At 41.8% G+C, this 20,330-nt stretch carries 21 protein-coding genes; 6 read left to right on the forward strand and 15 right to left on the reverse strand.

All coding sequences use genetic code 11. The features are described 5' to 3' along the window. Nucleotides 1–6: 6 nt before the first annotated feature. The 7 genes from thrB to nadA all read right to left on the reverse strand — a co-directional run bounded on the left by thrB (nucleotide 7) and on the right by nadA (nucleotide 6,668). Nucleotides 7–888: a homoserine kinase gene (gene thrB / locus MN086_RS09160; protein WP_248575709.1), complete on the reverse strand. Its 882-nt coding sequence runs from the start codon at nucleotides 886–888 to the stop codon at nucleotides 7–9. A 98-nt stretch (nucleotides 889–986) separates the two neighbouring features. Next, entirely contained in the window at nucleotides 987–1,457 is a 471-nt protein-coding gene (locus MN086_RS09165) for a hypothetical protein (RefSeq protein ID WP_248575710.1), read from the reverse strand. Next, the gene (gene lpxC, locus MN086_RS09170; protein ID WP_248575711.1) at nucleotides 1,438–2,322 is read right to left on the reverse strand and encodes a UDP-3-O-acyl-N-acetylglucosamine deacetylase; all 885 of its coding nucleotides are present in this window, start codon (nucleotides 2,320–2,322) and stop codon (nucleotides 1,438–1,440) included. The genes MN086_RS09165 and lpxC overlap by 20 nt, the downstream gene beginning before the upstream one ends. 92 nt (nucleotides 2,323–2,414) lie before the next feature. Next, nucleotides 2,415–3,806, reverse strand: a complete 1,392-nt coding sequence (locus tag MN086_RS09175) for a M23 family metallopeptidase (protein ID WP_248575712.1) — start codon at nucleotides 3,804–3,806, stop codon at nucleotides 2,415–2,417. Next, complete coding sequence (locus tag MN086_RS09180; RefSeq protein ID WP_248575713.1) at nucleotides 3,796–4,776, reverse strand: bifunctional oligoribonuclease/PAP phosphatase NrnA; 981 nt, start codon at nucleotides 4,774–4,776, stop codon at nucleotides 3,796–3,798. The genes MN086_RS09175 and MN086_RS09180 overlap by 11 nt, the downstream gene beginning before the upstream one ends. A 66-nt stretch (nucleotides 4,777–4,842) precedes the next feature. Further along, nucleotides 4,843–5,661 (reverse strand): carboxylating nicotinate-nucleotide diphosphorylase, encoded by an 819-nt coding sequence (gene nadC, locus MN086_RS09185; RefSeq protein ID WP_248575714.1) that lies wholly within the window; start codon nucleotides 5,659–5,661, stop codon nucleotides 4,843–4,845. Further along, nucleotides 5,661–6,668, reverse strand: a complete 1,008-nt coding sequence (nadA, locus tag MN086_RS09190) for a quinolinate synthase NadA (protein WP_248575715.1) — start codon at nucleotides 6,666–6,668, stop codon at nucleotides 5,661–5,663. The genes nadC and nadA overlap by 1 nt, the downstream gene beginning before the upstream one ends. An 80-nt stretch (nucleotides 6,669–6,748) precedes the next feature. On the opposite strand from nadA, the gene plsY reads away from it, so the two are divergent. The 5 genes from plsY (at nucleotide 6,749) to MN086_RS09215 (ending at nucleotide 10,604) form a co-directional block, all read left to right on the forward strand. Further along, nucleotides 6,749–7,372 carry a glycerol-3-phosphate 1-O-acyltransferase PlsY gene (gene plsY, locus MN086_RS09195; protein WP_248575716.1) on the forward strand — a complete coding sequence of 208 codons (624 nt, stop codon included), beginning with the start codon at nucleotides 6,749–6,751 and terminating at the stop codon, nucleotides 7,370–7,372. Between the two features lies 1 nt (nucleotide 7,373). Next, nucleotides 7,374–7,700 carry a dihydroneopterin aldolase gene (locus MN086_RS09200; RefSeq protein ID WP_248575717.1) on the forward strand — a complete coding sequence of 109 codons (327 nt, stop codon included), beginning with the start codon at nucleotides 7,374–7,376 and terminating at the stop codon, nucleotides 7,698–7,700. A gap of 76 nt (nucleotides 7,701–7,776) precedes the next feature. Then, nucleotides 7,777–8,451 (forward strand): homeostatic response regulator transcription factor HsrA, encoded by a 675-nt coding sequence (hsrA, locus tag MN086_RS09205; protein WP_248575718.1) that lies wholly within the window; start codon nucleotides 7,777–7,779, stop codon nucleotides 8,449–8,451. Between the two features lie 370 nt (nucleotides 8,452–8,821). Beyond that, nucleotides 8,822–9,073: a YfhL family 4Fe-4S dicluster ferredoxin gene (locus MN086_RS09210; RefSeq protein ID WP_248575719.1), complete on the forward strand. Its 252-nt coding sequence runs from the start codon at nucleotides 8,822–8,824 to the stop codon at nucleotides 9,071–9,073. 7 nt (nucleotides 9,074–9,080) lie between these two features. Next, complete coding sequence (locus MN086_RS09215; RefSeq protein WP_248575720.1) at nucleotides 9,081–10,604, forward strand: Ppx/GppA phosphatase family protein; 1,524 nt, start codon at nucleotides 9,081–9,083, stop codon at nucleotides 10,602–10,604. A 47-nt stretch (nucleotides 10,605–10,651) separates the two neighbouring features. Here the strand turns inward: MN086_RS09215 and bamA are convergent, their stop codons facing one another. After that, nucleotides 10,652–12,943: an outer membrane protein assembly factor BamA gene (bamA, locus tag MN086_RS09220; RefSeq protein ID WP_248575721.1), complete on the reverse strand. Its 2,292-nt coding sequence runs from the start codon at nucleotides 12,941–12,943 to the stop codon at nucleotides 10,652–10,654. A gap of 109 nt (nucleotides 12,944–13,052) precedes the next feature. Here bamA and MN086_RS09225 point away from each other — a divergent pair, with 109 nt between their 5' ends. Further along, a complete protein-coding gene (locus tag MN086_RS09225) occupies nucleotides 13,053–13,895 on the forward strand; it encodes a prephenate dehydrogenase (protein WP_248575722.1) in 843 nt (280 codons plus the stop codon). A 28-nt stretch (nucleotides 13,896–13,923) separates the two neighbouring features. On the opposite strand, the gene MN086_RS09230 is transcribed toward MN086_RS09225, so the two are convergent. Genes MN086_RS09230 through MN086_RS09260 form a run of 7 tightly spaced genes read right to left on the reverse strand, consistent with a single transcriptional unit; the run spans nucleotide 13,924 to nucleotide 20,325 of the window. After that, the gene (locus MN086_RS09230) at nucleotides 13,924–15,426 is read right to left on the reverse strand and encodes a BatD family protein (protein WP_248575723.1); all 1,503 of its coding nucleotides are present in this window, start codon (nucleotides 15,424–15,426) and stop codon (nucleotides 13,924–13,926) included. Then, nucleotides 15,410–16,243, reverse strand: coding sequence for a tetratricopeptide repeat protein (locus MN086_RS09235; RefSeq protein ID WP_248575724.1), 834 nt, complete (start codon nucleotides 16,241–16,243; stop codon nucleotides 15,410–15,412). Before MN086_RS09235 ends, MN086_RS09230 begins: the two co-directional genes overlap by 17 nt. Then, nucleotides 16,240–17,211 (reverse strand): VWA domain-containing protein, encoded by a 972-nt coding sequence (locus tag MN086_RS09240; RefSeq protein ID WP_248575725.1) that lies wholly within the window; start codon nucleotides 17,209–17,211, stop codon nucleotides 16,240–16,242. Before MN086_RS09240 ends, MN086_RS09235 begins: the two co-directional genes overlap by 4 nt. Before the next feature lie 2 nt (nucleotides 17,212–17,213). Beyond that, complete coding sequence (locus MN086_RS09245) at nucleotides 17,214–18,131, reverse strand: VWA domain-containing protein (RefSeq protein ID WP_248575726.1); 918 nt, start codon at nucleotides 18,129–18,131, stop codon at nucleotides 17,214–17,216. Next, nucleotides 18,118–18,528, reverse strand: coding sequence for a hypothetical protein (locus MN086_RS09250; RefSeq protein WP_248575727.1), 411 nt, complete (start codon nucleotides 18,526–18,528; stop codon nucleotides 18,118–18,120). The genes MN086_RS09245 and MN086_RS09250 overlap by 14 nt, the downstream gene beginning before the upstream one ends. A 10-nt stretch (nucleotides 18,529–18,538) precedes the next feature. Then, a complete protein-coding gene (locus MN086_RS09255; RefSeq protein ID WP_248575728.1) occupies nucleotides 18,539–19,366 on the reverse strand; it encodes a DUF58 domain-containing protein in 828 nt (275 codons plus the stop codon). Between the two features lie 11 nt (nucleotides 19,367–19,377). Then, entirely contained in the window at nucleotides 19,378–20,325 is a 948-nt protein-coding gene (locus tag MN086_RS09260) for a MoxR family ATPase (protein ID WP_248575729.1), read from the reverse strand. Nucleotides 20,326–20,330 lie beyond the last annotated feature (5 nt).

The raw sequence follows: 20,330 nt of genomic DNA on the forward strand, positions 1-20,330 counted from the left end.
TACAGCTTAACTCTTAGTGATGACACCATTATTGTCTAAAGAGAGAATAAAAACCCTGAATTGAGGGAATCGTGCCTGCAGTGCCTGTGCTATTTTATTGGCATCTTTCTCGTATGCAAGGTTAAAAAAAGTGGAACCTGAACCTGAAAGCGTACTCATCAGTGCACCATGTTTCAGTGCCAACTTCTGTACATCGAACAGTTCAGGCATCATTTTCATTCGTCTTGCCTGATGCAGCTTATCTTTGGATGCGATACGCAAAAGGTCCCAGGATTCGCTCATAAAAAGTGCTGTCATATAAGACGAGCGTGAGAGTGAATAGACGGTCTCTTCTTTTCTGTACATTTTGGGCAGGACAGTACGCGATTTTGCCGTAGATATCGTACGGTTAGGTACGACCACTACCGCTTTGAGATAATCAGGCATACGTCTTTTTTTGCTGTAAACCCTGTCACCTTCTACACAGGCGACATTGAATCCGCCCATCACTGCCGGTGTGATGTTGTCCGGGTGATGCTCATAGCGTAATGCATGGTTGAGTATTTCTCTTTTGTTGTATCTCTTGCCCGCCGCAGTATACGCTGCACTCAATGCAGCCACGATCACCGCAGAAGAACTTCCCAATCCTCTTGAGATGGGAATACGGTTATGAAATTCAAATCTAAAATTATCCTCTCTTCCGGTCAGTCTTTTGTAATTTTCATTGAAAATACTTAAGAAGAGGGAATTTTTCTTTATTTTAGGATTGTCATCACCCTCCCCATGTGTAGAGAGACTCAAAAATTTTGAAGGTGTGATCGTGATTTCATTTCTTAGGTCTACTGCAAGCCCCAAGGTATCAAATCCGGGGCCTAGGTTTGCAGAGGTTGCAGGTACGCTTATAAACATCATTGTCCTTATTTTGAACGCTTTTAGAGGGATCTCCAAAAACTACGCTGACACTTTGTCAACTTCAGCTGTTCGATCATGCGACAGATCACAGGATTCTAAACAGCTGGAAGTATGTACTCAGGTGTTGATTCTTCATCCAATTCAAGATCTTGAATACTCTGAGGCAATGTAAATTTTACATTGATCGCTTGTTCAAATTTTTTTGTAATTATAGTCTCTTTTTCCTTGATAAAATAAAGGTTTCCTACCGCTTTGATAGGTTCCCCTTCATTTAATGCAAAACCGCTGCATCCGACACACTTTATCCCCTGCAGGATCTCTATCGTTTTAAGCATGATATAGGTGAGTTTTATCGCCATATAGGAGCCGGGACCCCTGGTATAGATGATCCTGCTGATATCGTATTTGTCCAGGCATGTTTTGATCAGTGGCAAAAGGATCTCGGAAGTTTTTAGTTCACTGGAGATAGTATCGATCAGCTTACCCTCTTCATAGACCCCCAGCAACAGAGGCGAAGAGATAGATATAACGAGGAGTTCGTATCTCTTAGGCAAAGCTTTTTGCAAATGCTCTACTTTGTAACTCTTCTACAGCGACAAGATCATAGTTCTTACTGTCTGAGAGCAATTTAGATGTAAGTTTATAATTCAAATCATGACTGCCTGCAAAGGATTCATATTTTGCCAGTATATTATGACCGGAGACCAACATATCACCCATGGCATCCAAGATCTTATGTCTTGCAAATTCATTCTCAAAACGCAACCCTTCAGGATTGAGCACTTTATGATCATCAAGCCCTATGGCATTTTGCAGTGTTGCACCCAGTGCCAAATTTTGACTTTGCAAATACTGTATATCTTTCGCAAATCCGAATGTTCTTGCTCTTGCGATCTCTTCTACAAACGCTTTGGTACTGAACTCAAAATGCTCCTGCTGATCACCGATGACCGGATGGTCAAACTTGATACGAAAGTCAAACTCTGCACTCTCATGCGGGAAGAGACGCACAAATTTATCACCTTCACGTACCTCAACAGGCTGCTTCACACGGATGATTTTCTTTAGAGCATCCTGTTCGTGAATCCCTGCCTCTTCCAACAAAAGACAAAAAGAGATGGAGGAACCATCCATGATCGGCATCTCATTCCCATCCACGATCACACGCATATTGTCTATACCATAGGCGTAGACAGCAGAGAGAAAATGCTCGATGGTCGAGATATACCCTTTCTCATTCCCTATGACCGTTGCCATACGTGTATCAATGACCGAGTCAGGAGAAAGCGGTATTCTCATCGCCAGGTCTTCACGGTAAAACATAATACCCGAATCTACATCCAGCGGTTCAAGTCTCAACTTGATCGGTTCACCTTTATGCAGACCTATACCTACAACTTCCACAGCTTTTTTCAGTGTTCTTTGTTGCATCACTTCCTCCTTTCTCATTTTTTATTGGCGTATTATAGTATAATATAATAATTATTGCAAAGTGTATACTTTTGCTCTGTATAATTTTTAGGCTATTTACCTTGAATGATCTTGTCTGCAGCCTTAAAAACATTGTCCACATTCTTTCTGATCCACTCTTGGTCAAACCATTCTACCGGTCTGACCTCTATACCTTGAACCAAAAGGCCAAAATGGAGGTGATCACCCAATGCCAGACCCGAAACACCTGTTTTTGCTATGGCATCTCCCGCTTTTACTTCATCACCTTCGCTAACCAAGAGTTGAGAACAGTGCCCATAGAGTGAATAAAGACCCAAACCATGATCGATCATAGGCATATTTCCATAGATCCCATTTTCATTGGCAAAAACGACCTTACCATCATTAGAGGTTTTGATCGTCGCCATTTTTGTACTGGCCAGGTCATATCCTACATGATATGAGAGGGAGACTTCATTCTCCTTGCTCCCATAGTAGTAATGTCTCTCATCACCGTAACTTGCAACCTTCTGTCCGTTTCTAAGCGGGTAGAATTTTTTTATTTTCCAACTTTCCAGTACATCAGAAGAGAGCTCTTTACTTAAAGAGTGGATCAAAGCTTCATTCTTTAAACGCATCGTTTCATTGATCGCTTTTAACTTTTCGAGTTTATTGTCGATATGCGCATACTCAGGGTCACTTGATGCAAGATCTGTGATCTTCCCGTCTATGAAGTTATCTTTTGCCCTGATCCATGAAACTTTATACTGATGGTTTTTGACATAAAAAGGGATACCCACAGTACGTTCGTTTTTCGCAGCATCTATCGCAACCACTTTCGCTTTAAACTCTGTATCTGTAAATGGCCATGCAATAAGCGCCGCATAATATCCTTCTTTTTTATAAGGCTGTGCTTTAAACTTTGTCTCACCGACTTCTATATAGAGTCTATCCAGATTCTCATCATCTGCTTGAAATACGACCAAAGCACTCCCGCCTTGGGTAATACTGTAGGAGTTTGCAACGACATTGACATTGGGTCTTGTATAATCCACATTGATGTCGATCACTTTTTCACTCTTATTCCCCTGGGAAAAGTTCCATAGACTGCTGTCAGTGACCACAACTTTTAATTTTAGTTTAGTTGCTTTTGCATCGAGTGTTTTACTTTGAGGATAGTTCACCAGAAGCATTTGTTCTTTTGGTTTTCCTTCCAACGTTCCCTCTCCAACGATCAGACTGTTGGTGCCGTCACTCAGGATCAATTGAAAGCTTTTTAATCCTTCATTGTCAGCAAGTTTCACTTTCAACGGGTCCTTGCGGTTCCAAAAGAGATGTTGTTCACTATGTACTGTCGGTACTTCTCTTTCAAACTCCGGTGCCGTATATACATACCCTGCTCCCGCAACTAAAGCCAACAATACAACTAAAAATAATCCGCCCACTAGTTTTGCTCCGCTTTTTTTACCACTTCTATTTCTCATCCAATAATCCTAACTCTTCTATCTTTTCTAAAATTGTATCGATACTTTCTTGTAATCCGCATTGTGACCCCCTATCATCCAAGATGAACCCTGCAGCCACCTTATGCCCACCGCCACCAAAGGCCATTGCCACTTTGGAGACATCCACTTTCTTACTGCGCAAAGAGATACGAATACCCTGCTCCAGTTCCATGGCAAATATCGCTATCTCTACCGTCGCTAAAGACCTGGCGTAGTCGACCACACCCTCCATATCCGGTACAGTCGCACCTGATGCACGTATATCTTCCTTGGTCACCATCAGTGCAGCTATCTCCGCGTCATGGTATAAAGACAAAGAGCCCAAAGCCCTTTGCAAAATACGCAATGAACTCAAAGGCCGTCTCTGGGTGAAGTGACGGGCAATTTCATCAGGTAAAGCACCTGCCTGAACAAGCTCTTTTGCTACGGTAAACACTTCTTCATTGACCGAAGAGGTTGTAAAGAACCGTGTATCTGAGAGCAGTGCTGTGTAAAAACAGCTTGCTGCATCAGCCTTGATAGGATAAAGTGCTTTAAACAAGGCAAATGCCACCTGTGATGCAGAGGCATACTCTGGTATCACCACGTTGATACTCCCGTAGCGTGTATTGCTCTGATGGTGATCGATATTGATAATATCTCGCCCCTTTAGATCAAACCCCAGCCTATCCACACTCCCGCAGTCGCAGGAGATTATCACACTGTCAGCATAATCGATATGATGCTTGATCTTTTTAAAGTTTGGCAGAAAATCAAGATAAAGCGGTAACTCCGTTGAAGCATTGACTATTTCAACCTTTAATCTTTTATCACTACTTAACAATCCATAGATACCCAACGCCGTTCCTAACGTATCTGCATCCGGGTTCAGATGGGAAAGTATGGTGATAGAACCCGCATCTTCTATCTTGTTTCGGACTTCATCATAGGGGAGGCTCTCACGTATCATTTTATTCTTTCTTGGTTTAATTCACACGGTCAGAGATTATATACAAAGAGTATTAATAAAGTGTTACTACTCCACCTTCATAGACAGATCGATCCAATTTGCCTGATGAATGATCGAGCCTGAACTGATCGCATCGACTCCAGTACTTGCTATCTCTTCGATCGTTTCAAGGGTTACATTACCGCTGGCCTCGAGCAGAATATGGGGGAAGTTTTCATTTCTGTATGCAACGACTTTAGCGGTCTCTTCTGTTGACATATTGTCGCACATCACGATATCTGCTCCTGCTTTCATCGCTGTTTTCACCATCTCAAGGCTTTCACACTCTATCTCAACCTTCGAAGTAAAGGGTATTTTCTGTCGTACCTCTTTCATAAAGGCATCCAGATCCTCTATGGTCTGCAGATGTGTATCTTTGAGCATAAGACAGTCATCCAGGCCCATACGGTGATTGATCCCTCCGCCGCAGCGTACGGCATATTTCTCAAACTCTCGCAGTAAAGGTCTGGTTTTTCTTGTATCCAGCAACTTCACACCCGTATCTTTGATGGCATCCACATACTTAGCCGTCAAAGTCGCTACAGAACTTGCATGAATGACCATATCCAAAATAGAACGTTCCAAAGAGAGAATGGTTTTAGAATCTCCTGAGATAAAAAGAAGTTTTTCACCTTTGCTGAAGCGACTCCCGTCAGATTTTTCCCACTCCAGTGTCAGGTCATACATCTTTGCCAGGGTTTCGACATACTCTTGCCCCGCAAGTACACCATCACTCTTAGCAATGATATATGCCCGTATGGATTTACTCGTACTGATACGCGAGAAAAGGTCTCCGCGCCCCAGGTCTTCAGCTACTAAAGCCTTTAAAAATCTCTCTTTTAACATTATTTTATCGCCAACATACGTTCTAATGCCACATTGGCATATTTGATCGTATCGGGGTCCACTACGATCTCATTGATAGGCTGGTTATCTTCTATGGACTTGAGTGTATTGTACAAGTCTTCCAGAGTGGTTTCATTCATCGTAGGACACTCCGGTTTGGTGGAAGAGAGTACATAGGTATTTCCCTTTCTCATTCTGTTCACAAGATTGTACTCTGTACCTATGGCTACTTTTTGTTCAGGGTCGAGCTCATTGACATACTTGATAAGCTGTGAGGTAGAACCTGAAAAATCTGCTGCAAGCACCACACTTGGGTCACATTCGGGGTGTACGGCTATTTTAATGCCTGGGTACTTGTTTCGGTAGAACTCTACATCATCGACCGTAAAGAGTTGATGGACAGAACAGAAACCGTTAAAACAGATGATATCCGCTTCTTTAGGATCACACTCTTTCCCCTCTTCCTCTACACCGATCACACAAGACTTCAATCCCATCTGTATCGCGAAATTCTGTCCCAGACATCGATCCGGAACAAAGAGGATCTTCTTCCCGCTCTCCAAACCTTTCTCGATGATCTTGTATGCATTGGAAGATGTACATACCAGTCCGCCCATCTTTCCTACCTTTGCCTTAACCGAAGCATCAGAGTTAATATAGGTAATAGGCAGGATATCCTCTTTGGCGATACCTCTATCTACCATATACTGTACCGATTCGTCAAAATACGATCCATCCATCATACGTGCCATAGCACAACACGCGATTTTTGGCATGAGCACACGTTTTTCAGGGGCAATGACCTTGACACTTTGGCCCATGAAACCGACACCGCAAAAAACGACCCAAGGATTTGTATCTGCCTGGCATCTGCGTGCCAGTTCAAGACTGTCCCCAGTGATATCAGCCATTTCAAATACTTCATCACGCTGATAATAGTGTGCCACAACCGTAACATCCAATTCTTTTTTTAGTCTGTTTATCTCAGCTTTATAATCAATACTCATCTTATATATCCTTAACTATTGTGGCTATTTTATCAAAATTCGGTTAAAATTGCAGTATAAATTTTAATTGTGGACAAATCATGGACTTTTTAACAAATCAGAATATTTTACTCTATCTTGCAGCCTATCTTATATCGGGGATCCCATTTGGATACCTACTCGCTAAAAAGTTTGCTGGTGTGGATATCAAAGAGGCCGGAAGCGGGAATATCGGTGCGACCAATGTACTTCGTGTGGTCAAAGAACAAGACCCAAAACTGGCAAAAAAACTAGGGGCGATCACACTCTTTTTGGACGCTATCAAAGGTGCACTTGTGATACTCATAGCGATGATGCTCAATGCACCCGAAAGTGTACTCTGGACCCTTGCAGTACTTGCTGTTGTGGGCCACTGTTTTTCGGCATTTTTGTTTTTTGAAGGAGGAAAAGGTGTGGCAACCGGCTTTGGTGTACTCCTCGTCATGATGCCTAAACCTGCACTCATAGCCATTGTGGTATGGTTGATAGCCGCTAAAGGGCTGAAGATCTCATCACTCTCGTCACTTATTGGACTTGCAGCGTTCATTGTGGCCTCTTATGTCATTTATCCCGAAGTGCCTGGTATAGGTTCCCATGCACCGATCTGGATCATTGCCTTTATCATCTTTTATAAACATATTCCAAATATCGTAAGACTTTTCAAAAAAGAAGAAGGCAAGGTCTGATATGACCATACACATAGAGGATCTGACTTTTGATGTGATCATCGGCTTACTGGACTTTGAAAGAGACAGACCCCAGCGTGTCATCATCAATCTTCAAGCCTCTTATGATTACAGCGATGATCAATTTATCGATTACGCAGATATGGTACTGCTGATACAAAATGAGCTCAAAGAAAAACGTTATGAACTTTTAGAGAATGCACTTTTAGGACTCAAAGAATTACTCTATACAACCTACCCGCAGCTTCAGACACTTTCACTCAAAATTTCTAAACCCGATATCTTACCCCAATGCACGGTTTCCTTAAGTAAAACTTGGAATTTTTAAATTTTTTTTAAAAAGCGCTCTTTTTTATGTTATAATTATTAAACAAATCTTAAAAGATTAAAAAAAGGTGCATGTTATGAGAATATTGATCATAGAAAATGAAGTGACACAGAGTAAGACACTTTCAGATACGTTGACGCAAGAGGGTTATCAAAATGATGTAGCTGAAAATCTTGATGATGCAAGATATTTTCTGCAGATCAGAAACTACGATCTAGTACTACTTGGATGGCCGTCCGGCAGTGATAAGAATCTAGATATCATCTCTACTATCAAAACAGAAGCACACAAAACCTCTGTCATTGTTCTTTCTGAACGTGAAGACAAAGAGAGTGAGATCAAAGCACTAAGATCCGGTGCCGACGACTTTGTCAGAAAACCTCTTGATTATGATATTTTACTGGTACGTATTGAAGCGAAGCTACGCTTTGGTGTTTCTAACATTATCGAAATAGATGACCTTATCATCAATCCTGAAGAGGAGAAGATCATCTATGAGGGGGAAGAGATAGAGCTCAAGGGGAAACCATTTGAAGTCTTGACCCATTTGGCCATGCATAAAGATCAGATCGTCTCTAAAGAGCAGCTGCTTGATGCTATCTGGGAAGAGCCTGAGCTGGTAACACCGAATGTGATCGAAGTCGCTATCAACCAGATCCGTCAAAAAATGGATAAACCTCTTGATATCACTACCATCGAAACGGTCAGAAGACGCGGTTACAGGTTCTGTTTTCCTAAAAAGATCTCATAGGTCAACCCTTTGAACCCATTTGGCGTTTTCCTCCTGTCTGGATGAGAACAGCTTATCCTACAAATATACTCACTCTTTTTTATAGATAAAACGTGTCTATTTTGTACTGCTATCGTGAAATTTATTTTGGCGTATAAGGTTTATCATGGCAAAAAATAAGCAAATTCATACCTGGGATATTACGGGAATTTGACTATGGTTTCATCGCAAAAACAGGATAAAAACTGCAGGTAAAACAGTCCATAAATCCTGCTCTATTTTACCAAAAAACTACCAAAGTAAAATTTTATGATCAATTCACAGATAATTTAATTTAAGCATAAGCTTTCTTCCGTTATAACTCCTATAAATAACATACACAGAGGAAACCATGGCATTAGTAATAACTGACGAATGTATCGCATGTGACGCATGTAGAGAAGAATGTCCGAATGAGGCAATCGAAGAAAATGATCCAATTTATATTATTGATCCTGACAGATGTACAGAGTGTGTAGGTCATTTTGACGAACCTCAATGTATCGCAGTATGCCCTGTAGACTGTATTGTCCCGGATCCTGACAATGTGGAAAACGTTGAAGAGTTAAAATTCAAATATGACAAACTGCAAGAAGAAGAGTAGTTAGTCCATGTCAAAACGAACTGCTATCATTGATATCGGTTCAAACTCAGCAAGACTTGTGATCTTTGAAAAAACAAGTCGTTACGGCTTTCATCTTATTTGCGAACAAAAATCCAAAGTTCGCATCGGTGAAGGCGCTTATGAAAAAGAGGGTTATCTCCAACCCATCGGCATCAAAAGAGCCTACTTCACTTTAAAATCCTTCCTTCACACCATCGATAAATATCAAGCACATAAAACACTATGTGTCGCAACTTCTGCACTGAGAGATGCACCAAACGGAAAAGAGTTCGTCCAATGGATAAAAAAAGAACTTGGACTTTCCATCAAAGTGATCGATGGCAACAAAGAGGCAAAATACGGCGGTATTGCTGCAGTGAATCTACTCCCTATCAGCGAGGGGATCAGTATAGACATCGGAGGGGGATCCTCCGATATGACGCTCATAAAACACGGGTATATCGTTGATACCTTCTCCCTTGATCTTGGTACGGTAAGACTCAAAGAACTCTTTTTTGACAAAGGCGTAAACACTTCAGAGATCAATGAAAAAGCAAAAACATACATACAACAGGCCTTGGCTCAACTTCCAGAGCATTTTAAACATACACTGGCCATTGGTATAGGGGGAACTGCAAGAACCCTTTCCAAAGGGATCATGAAACAAATTTCATACCCGTTGGATAAACTCCATGCATTTTCCTATAGTGTGCAAGAACACAAATCCTACCTCGATGCCATTCCTCTCTCCAGTGTCAAAAACCTGCAACGTTTCGGCTTGAAAAAGAACCGATATGATACGATACGCGAGGGAACACTGATCTTCAATGAAATACTTTCTCATATCGGTACCCAGACGGTTATTTCAAGTGCGGCCGGTGTGAGAGAGGGGGTATTTTTGGAACAACTGTTGAAAAAAGACAACCTCAAATTCCCAAGCCGTATTAATCCCAGTGTTACCTCTATCTTGGATAGATTTCAACCTTTGGTCAATATACAAAAGAACCAGAAGACAAAACGCAAACTCGCTTCAAACCTCTATACCCTTTTGCAGCAAGATATCTCTGATGATAAACAGTATGAAAAAGAACTGCTCTGGGCAGTCAAACTCTCCAGCATCGGACAGACACTGACTGTCTACCGATCACACCAACATGCCTTTTATATTGCTATGCAGGAGCTCAACTATGGGTTTACCCATAAAGAGATACTTCTTATATCGTTCCTGTTGCGAATGCATGAAAAGGAACTTTTGAACAAACCGCTCTTTAAACACTATAAACCGCTTCTCCCCGAAAAAAGTACACTGCTTTGGCTAAGCTTTATCTATACTCTGACTGTACTTCTGCAAGAAGCCTCTAACAGTGCCGGCATCACATTTACTTATGAGAACAGAACACTCCGTATCATCTCTGACAAACCCCTATACCTGGCAAAAGAGAAAGTCAAAGCTTTAGAGAAACCCATACCTTTTGCCATCATTATAGAAGATGAAAGTACCGTACCTAAAAATAAGAAGCTGGGAGTTTAAGGAGCGTGTTAGAAGCAAGGGTGCCCCTTGCCTCTGGATGTGGAATGCTAGAATTTACTCCCCATAGAGAACTCAAATGCTGCTGTTTGGTCCCCTGTTTTTTCATCGATCGGATAAGCAAATACCAGGTTGATCGGTCCGAATCCTGACTGCCATTCCAGAACCACACCCGTTGATGATCTTGTGATCTCATCAAAACTGTCCTCACCAATCATACCATAATCATAGAAGAATGCCAGTCTCATCTTTGCAGCTTCAGAAAGAGGAATACTTGCTTCAACACTTGCAGAAGCTCTATGTTCACCTCCCGTACGTGTATATGTCGTTGGGTCCAATGGTGAAAGCGTATACGGTTGATACCCTCTTACAGATCCTATACCCCCTAAAAAGAGCTTTTCAGCGATAGGAAGATACTTGTCATCATCACTTATAATCGTTGTCATTCTTCCTTTTAGGCGCAAGATAAGATCATAATCGATCCAGTCTTCCAACCCATAATAGAGTCCCACCTTTGCACTTGTCTTGAAAATATCTGCAAAACCACCGGGATATCGTGTAGCATTATAATCATCTCCATCCAATTGTCCGTACTCAAAATTGAGCGCTGCGATCATACCTTCCCTTGGTACATAGAAATCATCCGTGTTGTCAAAACTAACACTTGCGAACAGCGAACTCTTTTTATACTGGTCATTGTAAAGATTAAAATAATAATCATTGAAGAGTGTATTATTTGTATCATTGATCGTTGACTTGTTATCTACGTATCCGACCCCTACTGATGCATGGAAGTATCTGTAGAACTCTCTACCTATATTCAGAGAACCCCCTAACTGGTCTTGCGTATAGTCAATATACTCATACTCTTTTTTATACAAACTGAGTCCCAAACTATACATACTGTCCCATACTTTCGGATTGACAAAAGAGAGATTGTAGTTTGTTGAGATCTTTGATAATTCAAAACCTAAGGTCGTATTGATACCTGAACCAAAGAAGTTCCTGTCTGAAATAGACGCATTGAACATCAAACCTTCATAACTTCCGTATCCACCACCCGCAGAGATCGTACCTGTGGAGGTCTCTTTGACTTTCACAAGAAGATTGATCTTGTTCGCCGAGATCCTCTGACTCTCAACATCGACTTTTTCAAAGAACCCTGTTCTTCCTAATGCATTCTTTGAATCTTTGAGATCTCTGGCACTGAAGGTATCGCCGGGTGCCAAATAGATATAACGGCGGATCACCCTGTCTTTGGTCGTGTCGTTACCCGAGATGATCACATCATTGATCGTCACAACTTCTCCCGGTTGAACCACATAGTTCAGGTTAATGATCTTCTTTTCGGGATCTTTATGCATTTGCGGAGCCACTTTTACAAAGGCATAACCAAGATTACCCACTTCCTCTTCCAAGATACTTATATCTTTTCGCATACGCTTAATGTTGAAGATCTTACCCTCTTTCAATATCAGCTCGTCTTTTAGATCTTCGGTATCAAGCCCTTTGACATCTTGTGTGATACCTATGGTTCCTACACGATACTGTACCCCTTCAACGACCTGATAATCCACTTTGGCCTTATAAGAACCAAAATCTACCCTCATCAGCGGTTTACTGACATAGGCATCCAAATAACCATGTCTCATGTAGACATCTTTGACTCTATAGGCATCATATTCAAGCTGATCTACAGTCGCTTCACCATTATTCCTCCATGGCATCCAACCAAGGAAGTCTTTTTCTTTGTTCGCAAGATCCAATTCAAGATCATTTTGAACCAACTCCTCAGCACCCACAAAGTTTTGTTCTTCAATAATGATCTTCTCACCTTTGTTGACATCAAATACAATTGCCATACTGCTTTCACCTATAGGGCTTGTACTCACATCAACCACTGTATCATAGTAGCCTTGGCTTTCCAGCTTGGCAATCAGTGTTCTTTTGGCTTTCTTCACACGTCTTTCATCATAAAGGTCGCCTTTTTTAAGACCTATACCTTCCAGAAGCTTCATACCATCATCCCCTGATCCATACCCTTTGATATCCACATTTGCGATAGCCAGTTTTTCTTTAAAATGGTAAATAAGTACGCCACCCTGCTGGTCTACCCACACATCTTTAAAATATCCCTGTGCAAAAAAGTTTTTAATGGAAGTGTTGATCTTTCCAGCATTTATCTCTTCACCTACACGAATGCCGGCGATTTCTTTTGCAGTTGTTGGAGAAAGATGCGCAAGTCCTTCAAATTTAATCTGTGTAACTTTCTGAGCTGAAAGGAGTGAACCAACAAGCATCCAAGAAAGTAGTATCTGAACCAGTGCCGTCTTTTTGATCATCGTTAAGCCTTAGTGTAATTTGCCAATATTCTATCGGTTTTTCAATAAGATTCTCATAAGAAACAGATAAATCATGCTATACTCTTCCAAAAAATGAGGTAGGTATTTTATGGCTAAAATCAAAGTTGGTATCGTGGGTTTAGGACTTATGGGCGGATCTTTAAGTCTTGCGCTTCAAAAGTACTCCAAAGACTATTATTTCATAGGCATGGACCACAATGAACTTCATTGTTCTCAAGCACTTGAACTCGGACTTGTAGATGAAATATCCAACTCTATTGAAGCCCTCAAATGCTGTGATATCATCTTGCTTAGTATCCCGGTTGACGGTATTATCTCTGTTTCTCAACAGTTAGGTACCCTATCTGATACCTGTACGGTGATCGATCTGGGAAGTACCAAAGAGAAGATCTCTCTTTCCATCCCTTCTGAGATCCGGCACAATTTTGTGGCGGCACACCCTATGACCGGTACTGAAAAGTTTGGTCCCACTGCTGCGCTTGAGGACCTCTATAGAGACAAAGTGGTTGTGCTTTGTGACCTTGAAAAAAGCGGGGAACATCAACAAAATGTTGCCAAAAAACTTTTTACCGACATAGGTATGAATATCGTCTGTATGGATGCAAAAGAGCATGACAGACATGCTGCCTTCATCTCTCATATGCCCCATGCGATCAGTTATGCCTTGGCAAACTCTGTGATGGCACAGGAAGATTCCAAAAGTATTGTCGCACTCGCAGGGGGTGGATTTAAAGATATGAGCCGTATCGCCAAATCTTCTCCCAATATGTGGGAAGATATCTTCCGACAGAACAAGAGCAATGTACTTAAAGCAATACACTCATTTCAGGCAGAGCTGAAAAAATGCGAAAAGATGGTAGAGAATGAAGAGTGGGAGACGTTGAACGACTGGATGAGGGAAGCCAACACCTTACATGATATTTTAGACTGACACTGCTACACTACCATCGTGAAACGCTTCACGACTGCTTAATGCGATCCACCATCTCTTTGAGTACTTTTTTGTCTATCTCTACAGATCTGTCACCATTCTTACGGGCATAGAGTTTACGAACCATCTCTTCTATCTCGGCATCCTCACTCATATGCCCATACAATATCTTCAATGCTTCCGATTCATTATAAGGACTTGCTGTTCGTGTTACTACACGGGGAAACCATCTTATAGCAGCCATAAAGAGCATACCCAAGAAAAAGGCTGCTGCCAACATCCACCATGCCACACTCTTTACCTCAACCTGCTTCTCCACGATCACTTCTTTTGTCTCTGCAGGTTCTGATATCTTTGTTTGTACTACACCGTTTGTATGCGGTTGTACCGTTGAGGAAGATGCAGTAGATGGCTTCTTAACAGTAATATCATAGCGGTTTACAGTAAGTTCTTGGAGCTCTGTATCTTTTGGTCTTAACATGGAAAAACTTCGTGCCGGGATCACAAAGTCCTCATCTGATATAAAGGCAAAACTTTTACTGTAACTGCTATGGAGTGCTCCATCTACAACCTTTGTTTCTATTTTAGCCTCGTCACTATAGACTGTGACACCATCAATCTCATATTTTGGGAATTCAAAACTTTCCAGATTCCCTTTACCCTCTATCTTCACGGTGAGATTGACCGGTTTGTTGGCTTTTACCTCTTGTGAATCGATCGTTGCGTTTATCGTAAAATCTCCTACGAGATCACTCTCTTGTGCTTGAGGTACAACTTCTATCTGCAGTGTGTTTGATGCTGCCTGCTTCCATTTTGTTCCAAAGACCATACCGAAGATATCTCTTCTGCCTCTATCAGCTACACCTATTTTGGCATAGGCCGGGCTTACTGTAAAATTCCCTTCTCTCTGCGGGGTAAGAAGATAGCGTACTTCTTGAACTTGATAATTTCCCTTCATATAGGCATTTTGCTCACCGCCATCTGTTACAGTAAAGCCTGGAAAACCAGGTGGTGTATACTGTATATCCTGTGATAGCCTTACACTATTTTTCAAAGAAAAATAGACCGTTACCATCAGTGATTCACCTACCATTACCTTTGTTTTGTTTGCGCGCATCTGCAAAGAGAACATATCACCGTTCTGCCCTAACGATGCATTGGATCTAACCACTCTTATCTCAATAGGTTGGGTTTGATAGCTTTTACCGTCTATCTTCACTTCATACGAAGGAATGGTGACATTTTTATCGGGAACAAAAGTGAAGGTTTTGGTCGTAGCGTGCTCACTTTTCATTTGTCCGTTGATATAGCTATAGGAACTACTGCTGCCAGAATTGGTCCCTGTGACACGCTCTCCATCGATCATTTGAATATCCGGAAATTCTACATTGTTCCCTATGGCTTTAATGCGTAACTCAACAGCATTCCCACTGACAACTTCCGTACTTGATACCGTGGCCTCTACGCCATCGGCCCGCATCACCTGTAAAACCAATGTTATGACCAATAACACTTTACCAAGGTTTTGCATCTTCACTCCTTTGACCTTTTTTACTCTCACCCATCTGATACATCATCGTAGGTGTTTTTTTCTGTCCCATCTTTTTCATAAGACGTTTTAACTCTTGCTCTTTGAGCTTCTCTTCTTTGCTCATCTTTTTTTGCTCTTTGGATTGAGATGATTTTTTATCACCTTTTTTCTCTTGGGGCTTTTTATTTTTTTGGACGTCTGAATTCTCTTTATCCCCCTCTTTTTTCTTCTGCTCTTCTTTCTTTTTTTGATCTTTCTCTTTTTGATCTTTTTTTTGCTGGTCCTGTTTCTTCTGTTGATCTCTATTTTTTTGCTTTTGTTCTTTCTTATCCTGATCTTTTTGTTCTTTGTTCTGTTTTTGATCCTGCTTTTGTTGCTGATCTTTATTTTGCTCTTGCTGTTCTTGTTTTTTTTGCTCTTCTTGCTGCTTCTGTTTTTTAGCTAATTCAAGGTTAAATCTTGTATCCTCATCCTCTTTCAACTCCAGGGCCTTTTCATATGACTCAATGGCTTTGTCCCACTCTTTTTTCTGAAACTGACTGTTACCGATATTATGTAGCCTTGTTGCTTCGTCTACACCTTCTGCCTTTTCATAGGCTGTGATCGCATCATCATATTTTTTATCTTTATAGAACGCATTTCCTATATCATACTGTTTTTCAGGACTCTTGGTATCTAAACTGTTTAACAGGGCTGCACTCTTACCATACTCTTTAGCTTCATAGGCATGATGTGCCTTTTTGATGGTTTTGAAATCGGTCAGCCCGGCATGAAGTAAAGCACCTGTGCCCAGCATGACTAAGATCACTCTTCTCATACTTCTCTCCTTCTTGGCATCGAACTCAACGAAATGAGCAGCAGTAGCAACCCAAGTCCCAACGGATAATAAAAATACTCCACACGCTCTTTCACTGTCACTTCACCCTGCTGCTGGTTTTTATATTTGCCTTTGATCACAGAAACCAGCTGAGTGATATCTTCTTTTCCTGTACTCGCTACCACATACGCACCATCATTCTCTTTGGCCAGTTCACCCAAGGAGTCGTTTCTCTGCGTAATGGCTATGGTACCGTCTTCCAGTGTAAAAGGTTTGCCATTCTCATCGATCACAGGTGCTCCCTTTTCCGTTCCTACCAGTACAACATAAAGGTCGATCCTGTTTTCTTTGAGTATCTCTGCAAAACCTGTAATGGCTTCTTCATCTCCACCGTCTGTAAAGAGTACCAGTATCTTAGGTCTCTTTTTTTCAAGTAAATTACTTGCCAGTTCACCCAATGCCGAAAAATCTGTAGAGCCCATGTTGATATAGCTGTCATCTACGCCTTCTACCATCATTTTCAAAGTCTCCTTGTCACTGGAAAAAGGGGCCAATACAAAAGGACTGTAAGCAAAAGCCACGACGCCTATCTCATCACTCGGCATGGCATCAAACAACACGCTCATCTTTTTTTTGGCAAAGGTCAAACGGTTGGGATAGATATCGGTACTCCGCATAGAACCGGAGATATCCAGGGCTGTAAGCAGTGTCAACCCCTGCACCTCTACGATTCTATCCCCTTTTTCTATCACCGGTCTGGCCATGGCAACGATCATCAGAAAAAGTGCCAAGAGCATCAGTATATTACGTACGACCATGGGCATACTCTCATCAGTCGCACTCAAACGTTTCAGCACTTTCTCATCAAAGATACGGGCAAGCCTCTCTTTGTTTGTTGAGATGAGAAACGCAAAGATGACAAAAGGGACAATAAGCGCCCAAAAAAACTGCGGATTGACAAAGCTCATCTTTATAACCCCCTACTGTTTCTAATATAGACAAACAACAACAGGCTCAAGATAGCCAAAAAGAGCGGATAGATGTAGAGATAGGTATGCTGCACGATCTTTTTGTCATCGATCTTTGTCGCCTCAAGTGTGTCTATCTCACCATAGACCTGAGAGAGTGTCGTTGCATCCTGCGCACCAAATGCCAATCCTTTACCCGCATCTGCCAATGCCTTCAGGTACTGCGCATTATAATCACGTGCATCCCCTACACCGATAGCATAGAGTTTGATATCACGTTTTTCTATAAGATTTTTCACATCTGCAAACGGTACCTTGCTCATATTGTCTATACCATCGGTAAGCAAAATGGCGATCTTGGACCTGGCCTTACTTTTATTCAAAAGATTGTAACTCTGCACGATCGCATCATTGATCGCTGTTCGTTTCCCTGCCATACCCATCTCTTGCATTTTTGTGATGTCTGTTAAAAACTTCTTTTCAAAGGTTAAAGGGGATGCGATAAAGGCAATGTCTGCAAATGTGACCATACCTATACGGTCATTCTCTCTTTTTTCTATAAAATCACCCACGACCTCTTTGACCACATCGAACTTGTTTTTCCATGGATCAGAAGGGTCAAACCCCTGCTGTCTCATCGAATCACTCGAATCGATGATCAGTACAATGTCACGTCCCTCTTTTTTGGTGTTTGAATAGCTTTTTGTGATGACCGGCGAAGCCAATGCGATCACCGCTGCTGTCACCCCCACCCATTTTAAGACCGAGAGCAGGGAGGATTTCCCTGCACTCTTTGCCAACAGTGTGTTTACATGAGGGAAAAAGAGTGCACGGCTTCTCTCTTTACACCAAATACTGCAAAGAATGAATAAAATCAGTACCCCCAACAGGTACGGATACTCAAAACTAAACTGACTCATCCGCGACCTGTACATAGAGGTTGAACTTGTTGAGTGTATCCTGATCTACTGCATCTACCTCTTTTTTATACTTATACCGTTCAAGCAGCGGTTCGAGTTGAGAAAACAATTCTTTTCGTCTCTCATCTGTTGCCAAAAGTCTTGCATAATGTGTGGCTTCATAGGCTGATTTTTTGGTCTCTTTCCAGTCTATCTTTTTCATCGCTTCAAGGTAGCCTTTGGCAAGATTGACCTTTCTGTTATCCCACAGTTTCTTCGCTATGAAAAAGAGAATAACCGCCACCAAGAGCATGGCAAGATCGATCAAACCCCAATAGATATAATAAGAACTGTCCGGTATCTCAAGCAAAGGCTTGATGTCTCTGAGTTGCTCATTGATGTTTTCTGTTTGGTTCATTTTACGTTCCTCACCTCATTCTTTTCATTAATTTGAGTGCCGGTTCTTCGTGCGTATAGATCTTGGTGAACCGTATCCCCTGTTTTTTAAACTGCTTGTAGAGTTTTTCGTCATTATCATGCAGTGCTTTCTTGTAGTTTTTGAGTGTCGCACTGTCCACATCCCCTTCAAAGCTCTGTTTGCTCTCCATATCTATCAGTCTGAGATACCCCAGTTCTGATGGATCCTCTTCAAACCTGTCACGTACCATCACGGCAAAGACATCATGTTTTTTACTCAGTAGCTTCAAATCTATGTCACCCACAAAATCGGACACGATAAAGAGCAAGGATTTCTTTTTCAAACGGTCATGCAGTGTCTCGACCAAGGCAGAGAAATCACCCTCTTTTCCTATGGGGTCAAACTCAAAAACATCTTCCACTGCTTTGTGTACGGAAAAGAGTTTTTTACTTGCTTTACTTGCTTCATAGAGCTGATCTGCAAAGATCATATGTGAGAAGAGATCACTGTTCTTTACAGCTGAAAAACCAAGGGTAGCTACGATTTCTGCGATAATGTCCGACTTTTGTTTCACGGTACCAAAGTAGACAGACCCGCCAAGCATCGAAACGACCACGACATTGAGCTCCCGCTCCTCTTTATAGATCTTTACAAAAGGTTTACCCAGTTTTGCCGTTGTCTTCCAGTCTATCTTACGCACATCATCACCATAGACATACTCGCGAAGTTCTGCAAATTCAAAGCCTTCACCCTGAAAGAGCGAGGCATTATTTCCCAGCATATCTCCATAGACTTGCTTTTTGGTCTTAAGAATGATTTTCTTTACAGCTTTGTTCAAGACAACTACCTCTACGGGATTGGAACAGCCGCTAAAATCTTCTCTATGATCTCATCTTGTGTTACATCTTCTGCCTGTGCTTCATAAGAGAGTATGATACGATGGCGAAGGATCTCTTTAGCGATATAGGCGATCTCTATAGGGGAAACATAATCCTGCCCTTTCAAGTAGGCGATCGCACGGGCAGCTTTATACATATCGATACTTGCACGCGGACTTGCACCAAATTCGATATAGGCTTCAAGCTCCTCCAGGCCGTACGCTTTGGGGTCACGTGTCGCAGAAATGAGTTCTATGATATAGGCTTCGATCTCTTCATCCATATGCACTTGAAGTGCTTCTTCTCTGATCTTGTTGAGATCTTCAATCGTTGCTACCTGTTGGATCTGGCCAAAACTGTTATTGGCTACACGTCTTGCGATCTCCAGCTCCTCTTCTTTTGTGTTATAGCCCACCACCACTTTCATCATAAATCTGTCAAGCTGTGCTTCAGGAAGTTCATAGGCACCCTCTTGTTCTACCGGGTTCTGTGTCGCCATGACCAGGAAGGGAAGGTCTATTTTGAAGGTTTCATCACCGATGGTCACCTGTCTCTCCTGCATCACTTCAAGCAGAGCTGACTGTACTTTAGCCGGGGCACGGTTGATCTCATCGGCAAGCAAAAGGTTGGTAAAGATAGGACCTTGTTTGATCTTGAATGTATTGTTGGAAGGGTCATAGATCTCAGTACCTATGATGTCAGAGGGAAGCAGGTCAGGGGTGAACTGTACACGTTTAAAGTCCAGCCCCAGTGTCTTTGCCAAAGCATTCACCGCGGTCGTTTTTGCAAGTCCCGGAACACCCTCTAGCAGGATATGCCCGCGGCAAAGTAAACCTGCCAAAAGCCCTTCGATCATCTTGTCTTGGCCGACAAGGACTTTAGAGATCTCTTTTTTGATGTTTTCTATGGTTTGACTCAAGTTAC

The sequence above is a fragment of the Sulfurovum sp. XGS-02 genome (assembly GCF_023213175.1).
In the GTDB taxonomy this organism is placed as follows: Bacteria; Campylobacterota; Campylobacteria; order Campylobacterales; family Sulfurovaceae; genus Sulfurovum.